Origin of the sequence: Ewingella sp. AOP8-B2-18, assembly GCF_052376015.1 — a bacterium.
Classification (GTDB): domain Bacteria; phylum Pseudomonadota; class Gammaproteobacteria; order Enterobacterales; family Enterobacteriaceae; genus Ewingella; species Ewingella allii.
In genome coordinates this window covers 384,560-406,536 of the sequence record NZ_JBQSVB010000002.1, presented here as the reverse complement: position 1 = coordinate 406,536, position 21,977 = coordinate 384,560, and the positions used below count along the sequence as shown (strand labels likewise).

Here is a 21,977-nt window from a genome sequence, read left to right as displayed (position 1 = left end):
GTCAGTGCAAGCTGACCGGCTTTTCTATGGCTGCTCCCCTTCCCCACTTCATCTCACTTAAAGATTCAGTGCTGGTAGGCATGGATTGTCCTATGATAAATCCTGATATTGTGAAGAGTTAAAACCAAGGAGACACCATGTTTAAGCCACAAGACGTTGTGCAATCAAAGACCGGCGGGCCAAAAATGATCGTGACCGCGGTAGAGGGAAATACGCTGCTTTGCGTGCGGGCAGACGACAGCGCCAAGAAAGAGATCAGCGTGCAGGCTGACTCCGTCAACCTGTACCACGAAGACGGCGATTTTGGCGTGTGCTGATTGCCCATGAAGAAGCGCATTGGATCTCTTGTCGATTCAATGCGTTATTTGCAGATGATTAGGTGAATTTTAGGCATAAAAAAACCACCCGAAGGTGGCTATAACGACATTACTACATATTGCTTTTGATTATTCAGCTAATTTTCCCATGGTACCCGGGACGAGACTTGAACTCGTACAGCCTAAGGCCGAGGGATTTTAAATCCCTTGTGTCTACCGATTCCACCACCCGGGCTCCGGGAAAATTGGAGGCGCGTTCCGGAGTCGAACCGGACTAGACGGATTTGCAATCCGCTACATAACCGCTTTGTTAACGCGCCTTTAATTCTTACTACTAATCTTGCACTTAAACAGATATCTGAACCTGTTTAATAAATTTGGAGCGGGAAACGAGACTCGAACTCGCGACCCCGACCTTGGCAAGGTCGTGCTCTACCAACTGAGCTATTCCCGCAATAATCAGAACTTGCTGATTTTTTTAACTATCTTCAGGCTTGCGCTTGGCTGCCGTCTGATGCGATGCATTCTACTTACCTGACGCAATGAGTCAATAAAATTATCCACACATAACGATCGTTTGACGGTTTTTAACTCAGTTTGATCAGGGTTCCAGCAAATCGTGACGCGCAGCGTTCAAATATTGGAACATTGACCAGAAAGTCAGCACCGCGGCAATGTATAAAGCACCGACGCCAACCCAAATAACGATGGCATCAGGACGCCAAAGCAGCGCCACCAGCGATAACATCTGCGCAGTAGTTTTCACTTTGCCAATCCAAGAAACCGCCACGCTGCTGCGTTTACCAATTTCAGCCATCCACTCGCGCAGGGCTGAAATAATGATCTCACGAGCAATCATGGTTGCCGCAGGCAGGGTTATCCACCAGGCGTGGAAGTATTCGGCCACCAGCACCAGCGCCATCGCCACCATGACTTTATCAGCCACAGGGTCGAGGAAGGCGCCAAAACGCGTGGTTTGCTTCCAGCGGCGAGCCAGATAACCATCAAACCAGTCGGTGATGGCCGCAAAAACGAAGATCAGCGCGCAGGCCATAGGTGCCCAGACATAGGGCAAATAGAACGCCAGCACGAAAAACGGGATAAGTACAACGCGAAACAGGGTGAGGCACGTCGGTATATTAAATTGCATGGCGTAGGTAACTGTCTGTCTTGTGTGGTTATTATGAGTATGTTGCTACATCGCTCTTAGGGTTTCAACGCATTATGGATCTTTTCTGCCAATGCGTGAGAAATACCCGGCACCTGTGCAATTTCCTCAATACTGGCATTCAACAATGGCTGAATGCCCCCCATGTATTTCAGTAAAACTTGCCGACGTTTCGGGCCGACGCCTTCTATCTCTTCTAATGCACTGGTATTGCGGACTTTAGCCCGTTTCTGCCGGTGGCCGGTGATCGCGTGATTATGAGAATCATCACGAATATGTTGAATAAGGTGCAGCGCCGGCGAGTCAGAAGGCAGTGAAATCCCCTCGCCTTCTGGCACAAAGAACAGCGTCTCTAGGCCCGCTTTACGGTCAGCGCCTTTAGCAATACCAATCAGCAGCGGCTTGGATTTATCCCAGTCCACGTCGAGAGAAGCAAAAACGTCTTTTGCCATGCCCAACTGGCCTTTACCGCCATCGATAAAGATCACGTCAGGAATTTTTTTCTCTTCGAGCGATTTGCCATAACGTCGGCTCAGTACCTGCGCCATCGCCGCGTAATCATCGCCCGGCGTGATGCCGGTAATGTTATAGCGGCGATATTCGGAGCGTAATGGGCCATTAGCATCGAAAACAACGCAAGACGCCACGGTCTGCTCGCCCATAGTATGGCTGATATCGAAGCATTCCATACGGTTAATTTCCGACAAATGCAGCGTTTTGGCCAATTCAGCCATGCGCTGATGGATAGTCGACTGTTGGGCTAATTTGGTGGTGAGCGCGGTCGAAGCGTTGGTACGGGCCAATTTCAAATAGCGCGCGCGGTCGCCGCGCGGTTTGCTCTGAATCTGCACCTTGCGGCCAGCAAGCTCGCTGAGCGACTCCGCCAACAAATCTTTTTCCGGCAGATTGAAGTCGAGCAGGATTTCCCCCGGCAGAGTGCGCGACTGGCTGCCCTGCAGATAGAACTGGCCGACGAAGGTTTGCACCACTTCGGCTAAATCGGTGCCGCCCGGCACTTTCGGGTAGTAACTGCGGCTGCCCAATACTTTGCCTTGGCGAATAAACAGCACGTGCAGACAGGCCATGCCGGACTCGAAGGAGACGCCGATGACGTCCAAATCTTCGCTGTTACCCGACACAAATTGCCGTTCAGTCACGCGACGCACTGCCTGAATCTGGTCGCGAATGCGCCCAGCTTCTTCAAAATGTAATGCCTTGCTGGCCTCTTCCATTCTGGCAATCAGCTGGGTTAACACTTGCTGATCTTTGCCAGCCAAGAATAAACGCACGTATTCGACCTGTGCTTTGTACTCTTCTTCGCTGACCAAGCCTTTGACGCAAGGGCCAAGGCAGCGGCCAATTTGATATTGCAAACAGGGGCGCGAACGGTTGCGATAAACACTGTTTTCACATTGGCGAATTGGGAAAAGTTTTTGTAGCAGAGCCAGAGACTCGCGCACGGCGTAGGAGTTGGGAAAAGGGCCGAAATACTCGCCCTTGGCGTGCTTGGCTCCGCGATGAATGGAGAGGCGCGGATGATTATCAGCACTTAAGAAAATTAGCGGATAAGATTTATCATCGCGCAGCAGCACGTTGTAGCGAGGCTGATAGAGCTTGATGTAGTTATGCTCGAGCAGCAGCGCTTCGGTTTCGGTATGGGTGACGGTGACGTCAATTTGGGCGATATTTTTGACCAGAGTTTCGGTTTTGCGACTGGAAACCTGGACGCGGAAGTAGCTGGAAAGACGTTTTTTCAGGTCTTTTGCTTTGCCGACATAAATAACGGTGCCGCTGGCGTCGTACATCCTGTAGACGCCCGGTTGGCTGGTGACCGTTTTTAGAAAGGCTTTTGGGTCGAATCGCTCATCACTCACTGCCAGACAAAGTCTCCGCGTTAAACAAACCGTGCCGGATAGCAAGGTGGGTCAATTCAACATCACCGCTGATATTCAATTTACTAAACATCCGATAACGATAACTGTTAACGGTCTTCGGACTCAAGCTAAGTTGCTCCGAAATTTCATTGACCTTCTGACCCTTGGTGATCATCAACATAATCTGCAACTCACGCTCAGAAAGGCTGTCGAACGGCGTTTCTGACTGAGGTTCAATCTGGCTAAGGGCCATCTGCTGGGCGATATCAGAGGCGATGTAACGTTGGCCGGAATCAACTAAGCGAATCGCATTCACCACTTCTTGTGGCGCAGCGCCCTTGCTCAGATAGCCAGAAGCCCCCGCCTGCATCACTTTGGCTGGTAGTGGATTCTCAGTGTAGATAGTCAACATGATTATCTTAATATCTGGAGAAAAGCGGACGATTTTTTTGGTCGCTTCCAACCCGCCGATCCCCGGCATATTCATATCCATCAAAACAATATCAACATCATTGCTGCGACACCACTTCACGGCGTCCTCGCCACACTGGGCTTCACCCACAACTTTGATGCCTTTGATGTCTTCCAGAATGCGTCGAATCCCTGCGCGCACCAATTCGTGGTCATCAACAAGAAGAACGCTAATCAAAGAGAATTCTCCAAAAATAAAGGCGACACACAGTCATGTTTCATGGCTTGTCGGCAGGCGATATTACGTTATGCACGTCAATAAAGAACTTTGGACAGCTTGTAAACCAAGAGAGTGCAGCATTAACAGGTCTAATATGGAGCTGCTGACCTGGCTGTCAGACATTGACAGCGAATATAAATAAAACCTCAGAAATGTATGCTAATTTAATTAACAGCGACATTTTACTCCATACACCTGCGCTTGACCACGGAATGTCTGTAAAAAAATGCGAGATAGCATGTAAAAACAAGATGCCATCTTCACCAGCAACATTTCAACAAAAAATCGATAAAAATCAACAAGAAAAAATCCACCCTCACCATAAAAACAATAAGGTGTAAAACATTAACCAGCCATAGACAGTGAATTTAAGTACGGTAAAAATTAACGCTCAATTAAACAACGGGGCTTACTGCTTCTATATCTATCATATGAAGATTTATTATTATTTTCCTCAGTAAATTCTTATGAATGCTAAATGAATAAAAATCCGTTTAGACATGAAAAATACTCAATCTCAAAATCAGGTTGAGTCTCTTTACCATCCTCACTCACTCTTGCCTGCCTGTTTCTGCTGTCCTGCTCCAAAACACGCCCGTAACGAGCAGGGAATGAATGTGGTAGAATGGCCGCACTTTCTTTCAGGCTGCTGAAAACTGTCTGAAATATCATTATCTGATTGAGCTGGAAACAGCTTTGGAGCCCAAATGAGTCAATGTGATTTTACCACTGAAGCCAACGTCGAAACTCTGGCCACGGAAGTTGCCTGTTTAAAAGCCACTTTAACGTTGATCCTCAAAGCCATTGGCCAGGCGGACGCGGGCAAAGTGATGCTTAACATGGAAAGATTTGCCGCTCAAATGGAAGATGAAAAGCAGGCTGAGATCTTCAGAAACTCCCTGCAACAGATTAAGTTCGCTTACCGCCAGTAAGCCGTCACTGTCAGGCCCGCTGCGCTGCGGGCCTTAGCCTTCGCGGCTTCTAGCACACTTCCCTCCCTCACCTTCCCCCGCTTTCTGCTAAAATCTAACTTCAACTTTCTCTACCAGACCGTTTCTCCCGAGAGATGTCTTACAAATAGGATAAAAACGATGAGCGAGAATAAGAGCGAAAATAAAACCAAGGCTGATGAAGTTCATATCAGCGACGGATTGGCGAAATTGCACGAAGTTGCCGAGCAAATGACCGAAGAAGAGCTTCAGCAAAAAGCCGAAGAGGCCAAGCAAGCTGTTGAAGAAGCGAAGAAAAACCGCCATAAATAAGTCCTTCAGTCACGGATAAAGCGCGATGCTATCGTTGGGCAGGGAGAGCGTCCCTGCCATTTCAGCCTGTTTAGCCCCAACGCGCTTTATTTTTAGCCCGGATAATCGACCGATGCAGCACACTTCCCCACTTTCACCTTTTCAATCCCTTGCTTCACGCGCGGTAGAATATCAACACGGCGAGTGCGAAGCCCCTCATAGCCACAGCTGCTCGCAGCTCATTCACACTTTGAACGGCGTGGTGGAAGTCAGTACCGAAATGGGGATTTGGATGGTACCGCCGGGGCGCGGGGTGTGGCTTCCGGCCCATGTCCGCCACAGGTTGCGCTTTATCGGCGGCGTCAAAGCCAGAACGGTGTTTGTTGACTCTCTGGCCCGCGCGGACCTTCCTTCGCAATGTCAGGTAGTTCAAATATCGCCTTTGCTGCGCGAGCTGATCTCCTCCTCTTTGGCAATTCCCGCAGACTATCTGGTTGGCGGGCGCGAGGAGCGTGTGATGGAGTTGCTGCTCGATGAGCTGCGGCTGCTGCCGGTGCTGCCTTTACACCTGCCGGAGCCAAGAGATGCCGCACTATTGGCGGTTTGCCGTGAAATTCAGCAGGCTCTCTCTTACCCGTGGGAGTTAGAAGATGTGGCTGCACAACTGCAAATCAGCGGGCGCACCCTGTCGCGCCGATTTCAGCGTGAAACCGGACTGCGGTTTAGTGATTGGGTTAGGCGAGCAAGGCTTCTGGCGGGGATTAACGCGCTGGCGGCAGGAACGTCAGTTTTAGACGTGGCGCTAGAACTAGGCTATGACAGCCCTAGCGCCTTTAGTGCGATGTTTAAACGCGCGCTGGGCGTATCGCCCAGCGACTATTTCTCTCTCGATTTCCCTCTGCCCGTCGCTTAATTCAAAAATTGAGCGACGGCGTTAAACAGGGCCTGCAACGAGGCGCTGGACACATCGCTATCAATCCCTACGCCGTAGAAGGTTTCCCCCTGCTTGCGCTGGCAACTGACGTACGCCACCGCGCGGCTGTGGCTCTGATGCCCCAGCGTGTGCTCGTGGTAATCGCCGATGTCGAGCTGCAAGTCAAAGTGCCCGCTCAGAGCATCCACCGCGCCGGACAACAGGCCGTTGCCGCTGCCTGACAATGTCAGATCCTGCCCCTGATATTTCACTCGGGCGCTGAAGTGGTACTGGTTTCGCTCATCGCTGCGGATGTCATAACCCAGCAGTTGCAGCACCGGCTGATCCACCAAGCCATAGCGCTGGCGGAACAGACGCCATATATCGCTGGTGCTCATCTCTTTGCCGGTGGTATCGGTTTCGCGCTGGACGGCTTTACTGAAGGCTATCTGCAAGCCGCGTGGCAATTTCAGACCATGATTTTGCTCGAGCAGCCATGCCGCGCCGCTTTTCCCTGACTGGCTGTTGACGCGGATCACCGCCTCATAGCTGCAGCCCACGTCGGCAGGGTCCAGCGGCAAGTAAGGGACTTGCCAGTAAGCATCGCCACGGCTGGCCTGAGCTGCGAAGCCTTTTTTGATTGCATCCTGATGAGAACCGGAGAAAGCGGTAAACACCAGCTCACCCGCATACGGGTGGCGCGGATGTACCGGCAGCTGGTTGCACTGCTCGACAATCTCCACCAGGCTCTGCAAGTTGCTGAAATCTAAGCCAGGCGAAATACCCTGCGTGTAGAAATTCAGCGCCAGGGTGACCAAATCCACATTGCCCGTGCGCTCGCCGTTGCCAAACAGGCAACCTTCTACCCGGTCGGCCCCTGCCAGCATTGCCAGTTCGGCACAGGCTACGCCAGTTCCACGGTCATTATGCGGATGCACACTGATCGACACCCGATCGCGACGGCTAAAGTGACGACAGAACCACTCAATCTGATCGGCATAGATGTTCGGCGTGCTGACCTCGACGGTGGCGGGCAAGTTGATGATCATCGGGCGCTGGGCGTTGGGTTGCCACACTTCAGCCACGGCTTCGCAAATCTCTAAAGAGAATTCCAGCTCGGTAAAACAGAAGGTTTCCGGCGAATATTCGAAGGTCCACTGGGTTTGCGGATACTGTTCGCACAGTTGGCGAATCTGCTTAGCGCCGCGCACCGCCAGTTCGCGCGTTGCCGCTTTATCCTGATTGAAAACCACGTCGCGGAAAATCGGCGCCGTGGCGTTATAAAGGTGGACGATAGCGCGCGGCACGTCCTTTAACGCTTCAAAAGTACGCTCGATCAGGTCCGGGCGTGATGGCGTAAGCACCTGAATATAGACATCTTCCGGGATCGCGTTGTCTTCAATCAGCCCACGCACGAAATCAAAATCGGTTTGCGACGCCGAGGGGAAAGCCACTTCTATCTGCTTGAAACCACAGCGCACCAACACATCAAAGAACTGGCGTTTACGCTCGTTATCCATCGGTTCGGCGAGTGACTGGTTGCCATCGCGTAGATCGCTTGAACACCACTGCGGCACCTTATTCAGCACTTTTCCCGGCCATTGACGATCGGCCAGATTGACTGGCGGAAAGGAACGATATTTCTGAGAAGGGTCGACTAACATGGTAATTCTCCATTCAACACTGCTGGCCTCATGCCGCAGCCTGAAAAGAGTATGCCGCAAGCCGCCAGACGGCGCGCCTCGCTAACTGACAGTGACCCGTGAGAAACGGACAACCGGAAAAAGGGAGAGATGGGAGGGGTTGGGCAAACGAAATGGGCTACAGAATTCTGTAGCCCAAAGCGATTTACTCTTCTGCATTTTCAGCCACAAAGCGTGTGACTTTTAATAAGCGATCAAAGTGGGAAAGAATGAGTTCCACGTCTGATTGTAGAATCTCATCCGACGATTTCGCCGCCGCTAAAACCGCATTGTGGATATTGGTTGAAATATCGTCCTTTGATTCTTTACTCACCGAAAGAACCAGAGCAGCAATAAGCAAGGATTGCGCTTCAACCTGAGCCACCAGCTCTTTAGCCTCTACTTCGACTTTGGACAGTTTGATCAGCACATCGATCATTAAATTTTTCATTTGGGCACCCTTGGTTAATTCTGCACAATCGAAATTAGCACCGAATCTTGCGCAGCGGAAGTTAGCACTATCACACCATGATGATATAACTTTTTCCTGCGCTATTTATGCCAGAAGCCTTCTAAATTCGCCACATTCTCCCCCGCTCACTTTGCGCTATGCTAAGTTGGAATTATGCTGGCATGAAACATCGCGGTCGTGCTAAGGGAGGCGGTATGATTTTCCAGAAAGGCAGCATCGTTAAGCATCAATCCGGCGAAATTAAGGGTGTTGTCACCAACATCTTTGAACCGCTATCGGGGGATGTTTCTTACTACATTGCGTGGGGCGATGGCACCATCAGCCTGCACCCTGAGAGTGAAATACGCTGGGCCAGCGTGGACACGCCAAAGGCCTTCAGAAATTTCTACGAGAAATAAGAGCCAATATTAAGTAATATTGTCTTCCTTTTATAAGCAACCAAGATAAACCATTCATGATAATCAAACCTAAAATTCGCGGCTTTATCTGTACGACCACTCATCCGGTAGGCTGTGAAGCCAACGTGCGTGAGCAAATTGCCTACGTGAAAGCGCAAGGCAAACTGAAAGACGGACCAAAACGCGTCCTGGTCATCGGTGCCTCTACGGGTTATGGGCTTGCCTCAAGAATTAATGCTGCTTTCGGTTCAGACGCAGCCACCATCGGCGTGTTCTTCGAAAAACCGGGTAGCGAAGCGAAAACCGGTTCTGCTGGCTGGTACAACGCCGCGGCCTTCGATAAAGCAGCCAAAGAAGAAGGTCTGTACTCTAAAAGCGTCAACGGCGATGCATTCTCTAACGAATGCCGCGACACCGTGATCAAGCTGATTAAAGAAGATCTCGGCCAAATCGATCTGGTGGTTTACTCACTGGCTTCTCCAGTGCGCAAAATGCCAGATAGCGGCGAGCTGGTGCGTTCAGCCCTGAAACCTATCGGCGAACCGTATCAATCTACCGCGCTGGACACCAACAAAGACAAGCTGGTTTCTGCCGTGGTTGAACCTGCAAACGAGCAAGAAATCGCTGATACCATCAAAGTGATGGGCGGCCAGGACTGGGAGCTGTGGATCAACGCTCTGGCAGACGCTGGCGTGTTGGCGGACAACGCCAAGTCCGTGGCTTACTCCTACATCGGTACTGAGCTGACCTGGCCAATCTACTGGCACGGAACGTTGGGCAAGGCGAAAGAAGACTTGGATCGCGCAGCCCAGGCTATCGATACCAGACTGAAAGCCAAAGGCGGCTCGGCTAACGTTGCAGTACTGAAATCTGTCGTGACTCAGGCTTCTGCTGCGATTCCGGTTATGCCTCTGTACATCTCTATCGTATTCAAAATCATGAAAGAGCAAGGTATCCACGAAGGCTGTATCGAGCAGATCCAACGCCTGTTTGCGACCAAAATGTACAATGACCAGACTCCGTCCACCGACGACAAAAACCGTCTGCGCCTGGATGACTGGGAACTGCGTGACGAAGTGCAGAAAACCTGTGGCGAAATCTGGAAGCAACTGAACGATGACAATATCTATCAGCTGACTGATTACCAGAGCTACAAAGAAGAGTTCCTGCGCCTGTTCGGCTTCGGCCTGAAAGGCGTGGATTACGACGCTGACGTCAGCGCCGAAGTGAACTTCGACGTCATCGAATTAATTTAAATCTTAATCGTTCAAACGCTGAAAACAAAAAGCCTGCTTAATTGCAGGTTTTTTTTTTGGGTGTTACAAAACAAAAAAACCTCGCAATGGCGAGGCTTATTTTTCACTTTAATTCTATTTATATATCAAAAACGTTAAATCTTATGTTCTTTTTTATCAACGTCGATCATTAAATAGCTTAAAAGACCTCTGTCGGCATTTTTTCTAGCCATATCGTTATTGGCGATTAGATAAAATGACGTTGCGACATCATAAGGCGATTTTTCTGCTGGGTAGACGACAAACTGAAGAGGCTCCCCACCCTTAATTGGCGAGCATTGAATTTGCCATGAACCGTCTTTTTCAGCAGCAGGCAGGCATTTACTCATTCCAAAGCTATATGACATTTTAGAACTTACAGAGGCAACTGCGTCCTTTACATAAATTGGGGTTTTAGCACTTCCATAATTCCCGTATGCAAATGAAGCAACTAGTGCAAGTGGAATCACGCACAAAAACAATGGCTTAATTTTCATCATCCTGATACCTGTAGAAAACACAAATAAGTGAGAGCGCGTACAGAATAATCCTAAATTTTTATGATTTCCACCACTATCATACAAAAAAGTTCAAGATTTATAACCATTGGGTGAAAGTGGAAATTTTAGAAGCTACTTAGGTTACAAAGCTGTCTATTGATAGTTTTTCTTACTAAATCTTTTTATGAAAGGGTTAACTTGAAGCGTAATCATCTAATAAATATTATAAAAATGATAACTTACATTTGCTTACAGGCACTCAACCCATAGACTCATCTCAACCTAGACCTGGCTTCACTGGTGATTTTTTCGTCACACAAAGTTCACATACATTCAAATCACTTCACATTGCAACTCCTGTGGGGTTGATCTCTGCGAAACACCGATCACAAGACTTTCACCACTAACCTGATATATGATTTTTTTGATTCAGCTTCGTTAATATTGGTATTCTTCGGTATAATGATGAATAATAAATACAGCCACTCAACTCAACTATTTAAATATAAATTAAATAAACATTTATCTGAAAAACCCAACAAATGAAATAAATCTCATACATCATGGAAATAACAAATCCTTAATATAATAAACGTTCACACTAGCTTTTTATTGCTTAATATTTACCCATTAAAGTTTCTTATAAAATAAGAATAAACCAGCCCCTAACCTTCCCTTTAAGTAGTACTTTTCTTCATAGTGTTATCTACCAAGCTCATTTCTTATGCCCCTGTTACAAGATCAAAAATATCAAAAATTTTATGCAATTGGCCTGTATCTATCCGGCATTCGAACAAATTTTTATAGAAAAATCAGTCGTCGCACCTGTCGCACCAGCATCATTGTGATGAATAATTACTCTGCCTCTAGGCCTACCTCGCGTTTTTCAATTATCTTGCAGTCATTCTCATAAACATTTGTGATTCCCATCACGTGTAAAACGCGTATTATTCGCGCCTGATGGATCGTGGGTTGTTTAATTAACAGACATTCATCATTTATGTAAAAAATACTATACGTTAGTTTCATCCTTAATTTTCATGTTGGTTATAATAAGCTACGTTTTAACATTAGTATTACAGCACTTATCGGTGTTCATGACTGAGAAGTACGAAAAAGAGCCATTCAGAGCTCAATAGATGAGAAAAAGCGCGATATGGTGCAGCGTTCAGCGCTATTAGGGCGAAAAAACAGGAATCAATACAACATGCAAGACGAGTCTAAAATCCTCAGCAAGCCGGAAGAGGAAGGCGCAGATAACCTGCGGCGCAACCTCAGTAACCGGCATATCCAGCTTATTGCTATCGGTGGCGCTATTGGTACCGGCCTGTTCATGGGATCGGGGAAAACCATCAGCCTGGCGGGTCCATCCATCATCTTCGTTTATATGATCATCGGCTTTATGCTGTTTTTCGTAATGCGTGCGATGGGTGAACTGCTGCTTTCTAACCTTGAATATAAATCCTTCAGCGACTTCGCCGCTGACCTGCTGGGTCCGTGGGCGGGCTACTTTACGGGCTGGACCTACTGGTTCTGCTGGGTAGTCACCGGCATCGCCGACGTGGTGGCCATTACTGCTTATGCACAATTCTGGTTCCCCGGCTTGTCGCAGTGGATAGCCTCTTTACTCTGCGTTTTACTCTTGCTGAGCCTGAACCTCGCCACCGTTAAAATGTTTGGTGAGATGGAGTTCTGGTTCGCGATGATTAAAATCGTCGCCATCGTCGGCTTAATTATCACCGGCCTGGTGATGGTATTGACTCACTTTGAGACGCCAACCGGCTCGGTTGCCTCGTTCAGTAACCTGTGGAATGACGGCGGCTTCTTCCCCCACGGCATTAGCGGCTTCTTTGCTGGCTTCCAGATAGCGATTTTCGCCTTTGTCGGCATTGAATTAGTCGGAACGACCGCAGCCGAAACCAAAGATCCGGAGAAGTCTCTGCCGCGCGCCATCAACGCCATCCCGCTGCGCATCATCATGTTCTACGTTTTCTCGTTGATTATGATTATGTCAGTCACGCCGTGGAACTCCGTAGTGCCGGATAAGAGCCCGTTCGTCGAGCTGTTCGTGATTGCCGGCTTGCCCGCTGCCGCCAGCATTATTAACTTCGTGGTGCTGACCTCGGCGGCCTCTTCCGCCAACAGCGGCGTGTTCTCCACCAGCCGCATGTTGTTTGGTCTGGCACAGGAAGGCAATGCGCCGAAAGCCTTTGGTAAATTGTCCTCCCGCGCGGTGCCGTCAAACGGCCTGACCTTCTCCTGTATCTGCCTACTGGGTGGCGTGGTACTGATTTATCTGATCCCCGACGTGGTGACAGTATTCACGCTGGTGACAACGGTTTCGGCCATTTTGTTTATGTTCGTTTGGACCATCATCCTCTGCTCGTATCTGGTATATCGCCGCCAGCGCCCGCAGTTGCATGAGAAATCCATCTACAAAATGCCGTTAGGCAAGTTGATGTGCTGGGTCTGTATGGCATTCTTCGCCTGCGTGCTGGTGCTGTTAACCTTGCAGGATGATACCCGCCAGGCCCTGATGGTGACGCCACTGTGGTTTGTGGTGTTGGCGGTGGGATATTGGATCCGGACAAGAAATCGGAAGGTCTGAATTATTTAATTCAACACTTTGTCTTTCAGATGTTTTGGTTTTGCTCCTTCCCCTTTCAGGAGGGGGGAGGAGCAAGAAAAAACCACAAAATGATCTGGTCTAGTAAAAGTTTCAAAGGGTTTTCAAACCCGAATCCCCCCTATGATGATTCTTTGAATCCCCTGAACTGTTTGTTCAAAGAACGCCTCATCGTTGAGGGTTTTGCCGCTGATGGCTTCGACTTGCACGCTGAAATCCGCGTAATGCTGGGTGGTCGCCCAGAGCATGAATATCAAATGCAGAGGCTCGATGGGGGCTATCAACTCCTGCTTTATCCAGCCGCGAATGACGTCGGACTTATCCTCCACCAGCGTCTTGAGACTGCCGCCCAACTCCTGTTTCAACAACGGCGCGCCCTGCACCATCTCCAGACAGAACAGCCGCGAGGCTTGCGGGTGGTCGCGGGAGACGCAAAGCTTGAGGCGGATATACTCGCTGATGGCAGATAGCGGATGCTGCTCGGCGCGCAGGGCAATCAGCGGCGCGACCCACACGTCCAACAGCCCGCGCAGCACGGCGATATACAAATCCTCTTTTGATGGGAAGTAATACAGCAGGTTGGTTTTGGACACATCGGCGCGCTCGGCGACCTGATCCAGACTGGTACCGTGGATGCCGTACAACGAGAAAAACTCCAGCGCGGCAGCCATAATGGTGCTGCGCTTTGCCGCGACGGCTTTTGAACGCCGGGTCGGCGCTTTCTTCTGATGTTCAATCTGCTGACTCACAACCTCTCCCGCCCCGCTTTCTGCAATATTCCGAGCATAACAAATGACTTTCACTGCGACTATCGTCAATCCCTTACCCCGTGAGCATTTCTGCAATTAACCACAAAGAGGTAACTTTTTAACAAAACCGCACCATTTTTGCCCACCTCTGCCTGTTTTGCGTGCAGTTAATTTTTACCAAATGGTCCGAATTAGACCAATTACTCCAGAAAACATGCTGCGTATTTTTCAACCGACTGAAAAATAAGCCGATTTAAAAACTGGCATTGGCTTTGCAATAGCTTCCTCGTCAATACGTTTTCACACAGCGCTGTCTGCCGTCCAAATGACTCAGGCAAGCCATTGTTAAGATTAACGAAATTGAGGTGAGCTATGAAAATCGGTGTCTTTATTCCCATCGGCAACAACGGCTGGTTAATTTCCTCTACTGCGCCGCAGTACCAGCCTACTTTTGAGCTGAATAAAACCATTGTGCAAAAAGCCGAACACTACAACTTCGACTTCGCGCTATCGATGATCAAGCTGCGCGGCTTCGGCGGCAAAACCGAGTTCTGGGAACACAATATGGAGTCGTTCACCCTGATGGCGGGCCTCGCCGCGGTGACTTCCCGCATTAAACTCTATGCCACCGCCGCCACATTAGTGATGCCACCGGCCATCGTGGCCCGCATGGCCGCGACCATTGACTCCATCTCCAACGGCCGTTTTGGCGTCAACGTGGTCACCGGCTGGCAGAAACCGGAATATGAGCAAATGGGCATGTGGCCGGGCGACGACTACTTCAGCCGCCGCTACGACTACCTGACCGAATACGTCACCGTGCTGCGCGACCTGTGGGGCACCGGCCACTGTGACTTAGACGGCGAGTTCTTCAAGATGGATGACTGCCGCGTCAGCCCACGCCCGCAGGCCGAGATGAAAGTGATCTGCGCCGGGCAGAGTGACGCGGGCATGGCCTTCTCCGCCAAACATGCCGATTTCAACTTCTGCTTCGGCAAAGGCGTCAACACGCCCACCGCCTTCGCCCCGACCGCCGCGCGGATGAAAACCGCGGCAGACGCCGAGCAGCGCGACGTCGCCTCTTATGTCTTATTCATGATCATCGCCGATGAAACCGACGCCGCCGCCCGCGCCAAGTGGGAACTGTACAAATCCGGGGCCGACGCCGACGCGCTGGCGTGGCTCACCGACCAGAGCAGCAAAGACACCAAGTCAGGCAGCGACACCAATGTGCGCCAGATGGCCGACCCAACCTCGGCGGTGAATATCAACATGGGCACGCTGGTCGGCTCCTATGCCAACGTCGCCAAAATGCTGGATGAAATCGCGACCGTCCCCGGCACTGAGGGCATCCTGCTGACCTTCGACGACTTCGTAAACGGCATTGAAAACTTCGGCCAGTACATCCAACCGCTGATGAAAACCCGTCAGGACGTGCTGACTCACAACATTGAACAGAAAGAGGTGGCCTGATGACCGTGTTTGATCAATCGAAAGCTGAAAACGTTGTTCGCCGCGATACCCAAAGCAGCGGCCAAGAAACGCTATTAAAAGCTCGCCCGGAAACTATTGCGTTTACCCCGCAGCAGGCCGCGCTGATCGTGGTGGATATGCAAAACGCCTACGCCTCACAGGGCGGCTATCTGGATTTGGCGGGCTTTGACGTGTCGGCCACCGGCCCGGTGATTAAAAACATCCAGCGGGCGATTGCCGCGGCGCGCTCGGCGGGCATCAAAGTCATTTTCTTCCAAAACGGCTGGGACAATCAGTATGTCGAAGCGGGCGGCAGCGGCTCGCCAAATTATCACAAGTCCAATGCACTCAAGACCATGCGAAAACGTCCTGAATTGATGGGAAAACTGCTGGCAAAAGGCGACTGGGACTACGACTTAGTGGACCAACTTCAGCCACAGCCGGGTGACATCGTGCTGCCGAAACCGCGCTACAGCGGCTTCTTCAACACCCAGCTCGACAGCCTGTTGCGCAGCTACGGCATTCATCATCTGGTATTTACCGGCATTGCCACTAACGTTTGCGTGGAATCCACCCTGCGCGACGGCTTCTTCCTCGAATATTTCGGCGTAGTGCTGGAAGACGCGACTCATCAGGCCGGGCCGGACTTCGCGCAAAAAGCCGCGATTTACAACATTGAAACCTTCTTCGGCTGGGTGTCCAACGTCAATAGCTTCTGCGATGCCGTGGGTTATAGCGAGCAGCCGCTGAGTAAATCAGCCTGATAATAAATTGAGGAAAAATAATGCCTAAAAGCGCGATTATTCCAGCAGGCAGCGGCGTTCCGCTGGCTCCATTTGTTCCGGGCACTTTGGCCGATGGCGTGGTTTACGTCTCGGGAACCCTGCCCTTTGATAAAGACAACAATGTGGTGCATATCGGCGATGCCGCTGCGCAAACTCGCCACGTGCTGGAAATCATCAAAAAGGTGATTGAAACGGCGGGCGGCACCATGGATGACGTCACCATGAACTCCATTTTCATCACCGACTGGGCCAACTACGCTGCCGTGAATCAGGTATATGCCGAATACTTTCCCGGCGAAAAACCCGCGCGTTTCTGCATCCAGTGCGGCTTGGTTAAGCCAGACGCCCTGATTGAAATTGCCTCGATTGCCCATATCGGCAAGTAACCACCCACAGTTCACCAAGGAGGTTAGCCATGTATTACAAGGTATTAGGTAAAGACTCTCCGTCGGTGGATACCGTTGTGCTGTCATCGGGGCTGGGCGGCGTACACGGCTTTTGGCAGCCACAGCTGGCGATGTTAGCAGAGCAGTTTCGCGTGGTGCTGTATGACCAGCAGGGCACCGGCGTTAGTCAGGGCGAGGTGCCTGCAGGTTACAGAATGGAAGATATGGCCGACGAGCTGGCGGGGCTGCTGAATGAACTGCACATCGACCGTTGTCATATCGTCGGCCACGCGCTGGGGGGAATTATTGGGCTGCATTTGGCTCTGCGCTACCCTTCCCTGCTGCAAAGTCTGGTGGTGGTTAACGGCTGGGCCAGGCTCGATTCACAAACCCGTCGCTGCTTTGAAGTGCGCCAAAACCTTTTATTAAACAGCGGGGTTGATGCCTATGTGCAGGCCCAGCCGCTGTTTCTCTACCCGGCCGACTGGCTTTCTGCTCATCGCGATTTGCTGGAGCAAGAGAGACAGCATCAGGTCGCTCATTTTCAGGGGATGGAAAACCTGCTGCGGCGCTTAGAAGCGTTGATGACCTCTGACCTGACTGACTCGCTCAGTCAGGTTATCGCGCCGGTGCTGGCTCTAAGCAGTAAAGACGACCTGCTAGTGCCTTGGCACCAGTCGGTTTCGCTGGCGCAGGCCCTGCCCCACGGCGAGCATCAGCAGATGAATTACGGCGGTCATGCCATGAGCGTGACCGACAGTGACACCTTTAACGCACTTTTATTGGCATGGTTGCAGACCCACGGCCTGCAAAACCAGAACCCCATTTCAAGCCTTAACCCGACGGAGATCCCATGGCCGAAGCATTAACCGCCAGCGCGCTGGCAACCCTATTCACCGAAGCCCGCACCCATAACGGCTGGCTGGAAAAGCCGGTTAGCGATGAACTGCTCCAGCAGGTTTACGAGCTGGCGCGCATGGGGCCAACCTCGGCCAACTGTAGCCCGGCGCGCATTGTGTTTGTGCGCAGTCAAGAGGCTAAGGAGAAGCTGGCTCCGGCGCTTTCCAGCGGCAATCTGGCTAAAACTATGTCCGCGCCGGTGACCGCCATTGTCGGCTGGGACCCCGAGTTTTACGAGGCGCTTCCCGAGCTATTTCCTCACGGCGACGCCCGTTCGTGGTTTACCTCCAGCCCGGAACTGGCCCATGAGACGGCATTTCGTAACAGCAGCTTGCAGGCGGCTTACCTGATCATGGCCTGCCGTTCGCTGGGTTTAGACACCGGACCGATGTCCGGCTTTGACCCTACTAAAGTGGATGCCGCATTTATGTCAGAGCTGGGCTGGAAGTCCAACTTCCTGATAAACATCGGCTATGGCGACAGCAGCAAAGTCTACGCCCGTCTGCCGCGCCTTGACTTTGACCGCGCCTGTAGGCTGGTCTGAAAAGGGAGAAACCTGATGCAAACGGCAACCCCACATCACCCGACCCTGCCGGTGGAAAAGCAGGATTTTCGCGATGCTATGGCGCGGCTCGGCACGGCGGTGAACATCATCACGACAGATGGCCCGGCGGGACGCGCCGGATTTACCGCCTCGGCGGTGTGCAGCGTGACCGACACCCCACCGACCCTGCTGGTGTGCCTGAATCGCTCGGCCTCGGTCTACCCGATGTTCAAACAGAACCACGTGCTGTGCGTCAACACGCTGGCCCATAACCATGAGTCGCTATCCAACCTGTTTGGCGGCAAAACGCCGATGGAACAGCGATTCGAGGCCGCCGAGTGGTCAACGCTGGCAACCGGCTCGCCCATTTTGAGCGGCGCTCTGGTCTCTTTCGACTGCAACATCACTCAAATCACCAGCGTCGGCACTCACGACATTCTGATCTGCGAAGCCGTGGCGCTGTTGCGCAACGATGAAAGCCACGGACTGGCCTATTTCGACCGCCGCTATCACTCCTTAATGCGCGCGGCAAATTCAGGTTCTTAATGGGCCCTAACGCGCCTGTCATAGCAGGCTGTTTTCACCTTTACTCGTGATGTTTTCTCACTGCGGAGCACAATATGGCGAATTCCTGGTTTCCAAAATGGCGTTTACGGCAGGGCAATCTGGATGGCGCCGTTGTCGCGCCGGATGAGCGTCTGCCCTTAGGGCAGACGATGGTGATGGGCATACAGCACACGGTAGCCATGTTTGGCGCGACGGTGCTCATGCCGCTGCTGATGGGCTTTGACGCCAACATGGCCGTCCTAATGTCAGGGATTGGCACCCTGCTATTCTTCCTGGTGGTTGGTGGGCGAGTGCCTAGCTACCTTGGCTCCAGCGCCTCTTTTGTCGGGCTGGTGATTGCCGTGACGGGCTACAGCGGGCAAGGCGCCAACCCGAATATCGCCTTAGCCCTCGGCGGCATTATCGCCTGTGGCGCTGTGTATATGCTGATAGGCTTTGTGGTGATGGCAGTCGGGACGCGCTGGATTGAAAAGCTGATGCCACCGGTGGTAACTGGCGCCGTGGTCATGGCGATCGGCCTGAATCTGGCACCCATCGCCATTCACAGCGTGTCCGCCTCTTCATTCGACAGCTGGATGGCGGTGGTCACCGTGCTGTGCATCGGCGCCGTGGCGGTATTTACGCGCGGGCTGGTGCAAAAGCTGTTGCTCTTGCTGGGGCTGGTCGCCGCCTACGCTATTTACGTAGTCGTCACTAACGGCCTGGGGTTAGGCAAACCGGTCGATTTCAGCATCATCTCGCAAGCCGCGTGGTTTGGCCTGCCGACCATGACTACCCCAACGTTTAGCACTCACGCCATGCTGCTGATCGCGCCGGTCGCGGTGATCCTGGTGGCCGAGAACCTCGGGCACATCAAGGCCGTGGCGGGCATGACCGGAAAAAATCTCGACCCTTATATGGGCCGCGCCTTTGTTGGCGACGGATTGGCAACCATGCTCTCCGGCGCGGTCGGCAGCAGCGGCGTGACCACTTATGCAGAAAACATTGGCGTCATGGCGGTCACCAAAATCTATTCCACGCTTATTTTTGTTGCCGCCGCCGCCGTTGCCATCGTTTTGGGCTTCTCTCCCAAATTTGGTGCAGTGATCCACACCATTCCCGGCCCGGTACTCGGCGGGGCATCCATCGTGGTCTTTGGTTTAATTGCGGTTTCAGGGGCGCGCATCTGGTTGCAGAACAAGGTTGATCTCAATGAAAACGGTAACCTGATAATGGTCGCAGTGACGCTGGTGCTGGGCGCGGGCAACTTCTCCCTGACGCTCGGCGGCTTCACGCTGGGCGGTATCGGCACGGCAACCTTCGGCGCTATCTTGCTCAATGCATTACTTAAAAATCGTCGACTCACAAAAACTGGCACAGAAGCTGCATTAAAAGGTAACTGACGACCTCAGTTTCTCCTTAGCTCATCAATTTTGATGATCACCGGCTGTTATTCGGTCCACCCGTCCGATTTAGCAGCCGGTTTTTTCTTTCTGCTCACACCACAAAGCTTGTATGTTTGCCGTCAGGCAGCTCGACATCAATACGCAGTTTCCCGCCCATCGCTTCAACATAACGTTTCATGGTCGACAGCTTGATATCATTGCCGCGCTGCTCAATCGCCACCACCGAAGGCTGGCTAATTCCCATCGCCTTGGCTACCGCCGCCTGCGACATCGCCAACTGCTCGCGCAGGGCGTAGAGCTTCACCTCAAGCAGCATTTCATCAGCCGCCTCGGAGATGCGCTTTTGGCTTTCACTGCTGCGTGCAGCCAGTAAGTCTTGTAAATTTTTCGCCATTTTAATGCTCCTTATTCTTCCCGTAGATGCCTCAGATACGCCTGATCGGCAATGTGAAGCATCCGTTTGTAGAACTGCTTTTCCTTGCCCTTTTTGCTCCCCGCGCACAGTACAATGGCCTGGCGGAAAGGATCAAAAGCAAAGAAAGCACGAAGTGGCTCCCCTTTGTGCTGTATCCGCAACTCCTTCAAGTGCGGGTAACCCGAGCCACAAACAGTATCGACCAACGGCCTTCCGAGCTGCGGCCCTCCTCGACGAAGAGCTAATAAACCCGCAAGAACTTTCTCCTGAGTTCCATCATTTTGCTGATCAAACCATTGATCAAACAAATCCGTGGTTAGTACCGTCCACATGGCGCCACCTTTTATAGACTGTAATATATATTCAGAGATTAACAAAGCACTAAAATAAGCCAAAGGAGGGGATGAGAAAGGGTTTGTTTTCACGCCATGCGAGGCGTATTCCAAATTACCACGCTATAAAAATCAACAACCTGACCAAAGACTCACCAAACAACATCTATTTTTCGTTAACCCTTTGACATGCCTGCGGGCAGTCGCTATTATTCGCCCCGTTCCAACGATTCCTCTGTAGTTCAGTCGGTAGAACGGCGGACTGTTAATCCGTATGTCACTGGTTCGAGTCCAGTCAGAGGAGCCATATTAGAGACGCCCGCTTAAGGAAACTTAAGCGGGCGTTTTGCTTTGGGATTTTTATGCCTATTTATGAATCACTTTTTAATTCAAAAAACTAGTGTGAAAATCTTTCCCATACGTTTTCAATCTCCCTACACCGGAAAAATTCGCAGCCAGATTTTGTGTCACTTCAGATCGACTAGAAATGACCACCTGTAGCGCGTTCCTTATCAATACTGAAAGCTAGAATTTAAATACCCTTCAAAAATCGTCAAGATATCTGGTTATGAGGTTTATACCTATTAGGCGAATTCAGCTTCTCAGTGCTTCTGAGCTTCTGAGCTTCTCAGTGCTTCTCAGTGCTTCTCAATTTCAAATACAATATTAGTAGAAATAACCGCCCGCATTCTTTTATAGGTTAAATAGGTAAGTAAGGGATCCAATCTGATAGCAATTATATCAAGCTGATGTTTACCATATAAAGCCTTAAAAAATATCAACTAATTGTATATAAGCACACAAATTCCATTGATGAATCCCGGCAAGATAATCATACCGCGGATAATCCATCACCGATAATAATTCTTCTCCTAAAATTCAGCAAGTTAAGAGCCTACTCCCAAAATCAAGAAAATAAAACCCTATATTTAGATAAGGAATTGAGGGTAGTAATTTTGACAGAGGCTGAAAATCACATTAATTTTATTACATATCGAGTGAATAAAAAGCCAAATTAAATATTTAATCTTAAGCTAGGAGTTATCATGAGCGAAGTACAGGAGTCACCAATTAACTACATAGCGACGTATGAATCCAAAGTAAGGACATATCCACATAGCTTCCCTGAAATTTTTCATCATGTGAAAGGATCAATAGTATTTTCTGAGAGTGGTGATGAATATACGGATTTTTTTAGTGGAGTTGGCGCACTAAATTATGGTTAGAACAATTATTTAATTAAGAAAAATTTAATTGAATATATAACCTCTGATGGAATCACCGA

General features: G+C 50.7%; 24 protein-coding genes and 4 tRNA genes. 16 read left to right on the top strand and 12 right to left on the bottom strand.

Annotation, left to right across the window (positions count from 1 at the left end; all coding sequences use genetic code 11):
* Window positions 1-137 precede the first annotated feature (137 nt).
* Window positions 138-317 carry a GDFGVC terminal motif YodC-like protein gene (locus ACT3RR_RS06060; protein WP_353502584.1) on the top strand — a complete coding sequence of 60 codons (180 nt, stop codon included), beginning with the start codon at window positions 138-140 and terminating at the stop codon, window positions 315-317.
* 149 nt (window positions 318-466) lie between these two features.
* Here the strand turns inward: ACT3RR_RS06060 and ACT3RR_RS06055 are convergent.
* From ACT3RR_RS06055 to uvrY, 6 genes are all read right to left on the bottom strand, one after another.
* A tRNA-Leu gene (locus ACT3RR_RS06055) sits at window positions 467-552 on the bottom strand.
* Between the two features lie 11 nt (window positions 553-563).
* Window positions 564-637 (bottom strand) — tRNA-Cys (locus tag ACT3RR_RS06050).
* A 58-nt stretch (window positions 638-695) separates the two neighbouring features.
* Window positions 696-771: transfer RNA gene (locus ACT3RR_RS06045), tRNA-Gly, on the bottom strand.
* A 147-nt stretch (window positions 772-918) separates the two neighbouring features.
* Entirely contained in the window at window positions 919-1,467 is a 549-nt protein-coding gene (pgsA, locus tag ACT3RR_RS06040) for a CDP-diacylglycerol--glycerol-3-phosphate 3-phosphatidyltransferase (protein ID WP_353502585.1), read from the bottom strand.
* Window positions 1,468-1,523: 56 nt separating this feature from the next.
* A complete protein-coding gene (gene uvrC / locus ACT3RR_RS06035) occupies window positions 1,524-3,359 on the bottom strand; it encodes an excinuclease ABC subunit UvrC (protein WP_496199944.1) in 1,836 nt (611 codons plus the stop codon).
* Window positions 3,352-4,008, bottom strand: coding sequence for a UvrY/SirA/GacA family response regulator transcription factor (gene uvrY, locus ACT3RR_RS06030; protein ID WP_034791453.1), 657 nt, complete (start codon window positions 4,006-4,008; stop codon window positions 3,352-3,354). The genes uvrC and uvrY overlap by 8 nt, the downstream gene beginning before the upstream one ends.
* A gap of 749 nt (window positions 4,009-4,757) precedes the next feature.
* Between uvrY and ACT3RR_RS06025 the strand changes: the two genes are divergently transcribed.
* The 3 genes from ACT3RR_RS06025 (at window position 4,758) to ACT3RR_RS06015 (ending at window position 6,204) form a co-directional block, all read left to right on the top strand.
* Window positions 4,758-4,982, top strand: coding sequence for a DUF2594 family protein (locus tag ACT3RR_RS06025; protein ID WP_034791456.1), 225 nt, complete (start codon window positions 4,758-4,760; stop codon window positions 4,980-4,982).
* Between the two features lie 159 nt (window positions 4,983-5,141).
* The gene (locus tag ACT3RR_RS06020) at window positions 5,142-5,312 is read left to right on the top strand and encodes a hypothetical protein (RefSeq protein WP_353502587.1); all 171 of its coding nucleotides are present in this window, start codon (window positions 5,142-5,144) and stop codon (window positions 5,310-5,312) included.
* A gap of 112 nt (window positions 5,313-5,424) precedes the next feature.
* A complete protein-coding gene (locus ACT3RR_RS06015) occupies window positions 5,425-6,204 on the top strand; it encodes an AraC family transcriptional regulator (RefSeq protein WP_496199943.1) in 780 nt (259 codons plus the stop codon).
* Here ACT3RR_RS06015 and leuA read toward each other — a convergent pair.
* Window positions 6,201-7,868, bottom strand: coding sequence for a 2-isopropylmalate synthase (gene leuA, locus ACT3RR_RS06010; RefSeq protein WP_485901263.1), 1,668 nt, complete (start codon window positions 7,866-7,868; stop codon window positions 6,201-6,203). The genes ACT3RR_RS06015 and leuA overlap by 4 nt on opposite strands.
* Before the next feature lie 184 nt (window positions 7,869-8,052).
* Complete coding sequence (iraP, locus tag ACT3RR_RS06005) at window positions 8,053-8,337, bottom strand: anti-adapter protein IraP (protein ID WP_353502590.1); 285 nt, start codon at window positions 8,335-8,337, stop codon at window positions 8,053-8,055.
* Between the two features lie 215 nt (window positions 8,338-8,552).
* On the opposite strand from iraP, the gene ACT3RR_RS06000 reads away from it, so the two are divergent.
* Window positions 8,553-8,756, top strand: coding sequence for a hypothetical protein (locus ACT3RR_RS06000; RefSeq protein ID WP_353502591.1), 204 nt, complete (start codon window positions 8,553-8,555; stop codon window positions 8,754-8,756).
* Window positions 8,757-8,812: 56 nt separating this feature from the next.
* Window positions 8,813-10,012 (top strand): enoyl-ACP reductase FabV, encoded by a 1,200-nt coding sequence (gene fabV / locus ACT3RR_RS05995; protein WP_496199942.1) that lies wholly within the window; start codon window positions 8,813-8,815, stop codon window positions 10,010-10,012.
* Window positions 10,013-10,146: 134 nt separating this feature from the next.
* Here fabV and ACT3RR_RS05990 read toward each other — a convergent pair whose 3' ends face one another.
* Complete coding sequence (locus ACT3RR_RS05990) at window positions 10,147-10,530, bottom strand: hypothetical protein (RefSeq protein ID WP_485901266.1); 384 nt, start codon at window positions 10,528-10,530, stop codon at window positions 10,147-10,149.
* A 1,207-nt stretch (window positions 10,531-11,737) separates the two neighbouring features.
* Here ACT3RR_RS05990 and cycA point away from each other — a divergent pair.
* The gene (gene cycA, locus ACT3RR_RS05985; protein ID WP_353502594.1) at window positions 11,738-13,138 is read left to right on the top strand and encodes a D-serine/D-alanine/glycine transporter; all 1,401 of its coding nucleotides are present in this window, start codon (window positions 11,738-11,740) and stop codon (window positions 13,136-13,138) included.
* A 122-nt stretch (window positions 13,139-13,260) separates the two neighbouring features.
* On the opposite strand, the gene rutR is transcribed toward cycA, so the two are convergent.
* Window positions 13,261-13,932, bottom strand: coding sequence for an HTH-type transcriptional regulator RutR (rutR, locus tag ACT3RR_RS05980; protein WP_496200063.1), 672 nt, complete (start codon window positions 13,930-13,932; stop codon window positions 13,261-13,263).
* Between the two features lie 345 nt (window positions 13,933-14,277).
* Here rutR and rutA point away from each other — a divergent pair, with 345 nt between their 5' ends.
* The 7 genes from rutA to rutG all read left to right on the top strand — a co-directional run bounded on the left by rutA (window position 14,278) and on the right by rutG (window position 19,942).
* Window positions 14,278-15,378: a pyrimidine utilization protein A gene (gene rutA, locus ACT3RR_RS05975; RefSeq protein WP_353502596.1), complete on the top strand. Its 1,101-nt coding sequence runs from the start codon at window positions 14,278-14,280 to the stop codon at window positions 15,376-15,378.
* Window positions 15,378-16,142, top strand: a complete 765-nt coding sequence (rutB, locus tag ACT3RR_RS05970; RefSeq protein WP_496199941.1) for a pyrimidine utilization protein B — start codon at window positions 15,378-15,380, stop codon at window positions 16,140-16,142. The genes rutA and rutB overlap by 1 nt, the downstream gene beginning before the upstream one ends.
* Window positions 16,143-16,162: 20 nt before the next feature.
* Window positions 16,163-16,549 carry a pyrimidine utilization protein C gene (rutC, locus tag ACT3RR_RS05965; protein ID WP_496199940.1) on the top strand — a complete coding sequence of 129 codons (387 nt, stop codon included), beginning with the start codon at window positions 16,163-16,165 and terminating at the stop codon, window positions 16,547-16,549.
* Window positions 16,550-16,578: 29 nt separating this feature from the next.
* Complete coding sequence (gene rutD / locus ACT3RR_RS05960) at window positions 16,579-17,418, top strand: pyrimidine utilization protein D (protein WP_496199939.1); 840 nt, start codon at window positions 16,579-16,581, stop codon at window positions 17,416-17,418.
* Window positions 17,403-17,993, top strand: coding sequence for a malonic semialdehyde reductase (locus ACT3RR_RS05955; protein WP_496199938.1), 591 nt, complete (start codon window positions 17,403-17,405; stop codon window positions 17,991-17,993). Before rutD ends, ACT3RR_RS05955 begins: the two co-directional genes overlap by 16 nt.
* Window positions 17,994-18,008: 15 nt before the next feature.
* Complete coding sequence (rutF, locus tag ACT3RR_RS05950; RefSeq protein ID WP_496199937.1) at window positions 18,009-18,539, top strand: NADH-dependent FMN reductase RutF; 531 nt, start codon at window positions 18,009-18,011, stop codon at window positions 18,537-18,539.
* A gap of 74 nt (window positions 18,540-18,613) precedes the next feature.
* Entirely contained in the window at window positions 18,614-19,942 is a 1,329-nt protein-coding gene (gene rutG / locus ACT3RR_RS05945; RefSeq protein ID WP_496199936.1) for a pyrimidine utilization transport protein G, read from the top strand.
* Between the two features lie 94 nt (window positions 19,943-20,036).
* Here the strand turns inward: rutG and ACT3RR_RS05940 are convergent, their stop codons facing one another.
* Window positions 20,037-20,339, bottom strand: coding sequence for a helix-turn-helix domain-containing protein (locus ACT3RR_RS05940; RefSeq protein ID WP_034791537.1), 303 nt, complete (start codon window positions 20,337-20,339; stop codon window positions 20,037-20,039).
* 11 nt (window positions 20,340-20,350) lie between these two features.
* On the bottom strand, window positions 20,351-20,692 hold the full coding sequence (locus tag ACT3RR_RS05935; RefSeq protein WP_353502603.1) for a type II toxin-antitoxin system RelE/ParE family toxin: 342 nt from the start codon (window positions 20,690-20,692) through the stop codon (window positions 20,351-20,353).
* A 231-nt stretch (window positions 20,693-20,923) separates the two neighbouring features.
* On the opposite strand from ACT3RR_RS05935, the gene ACT3RR_RS05930 reads away from it, so the two are divergent.
* Window positions 20,924-20,999: transfer RNA gene (locus ACT3RR_RS05930), tRNA-Asn, on the top strand.
* A gap of 739 nt (window positions 21,000-21,738) precedes the next feature.
* Window positions 21,739-21,918 (top strand): hypothetical protein, encoded by a 180-nt coding sequence (locus tag ACT3RR_RS05925; RefSeq protein ID WP_353502604.1) that lies wholly within the window; start codon window positions 21,739-21,741, stop codon window positions 21,916-21,918.
* Window positions 21,919-21,977: the final 59 nt, after the last annotated feature.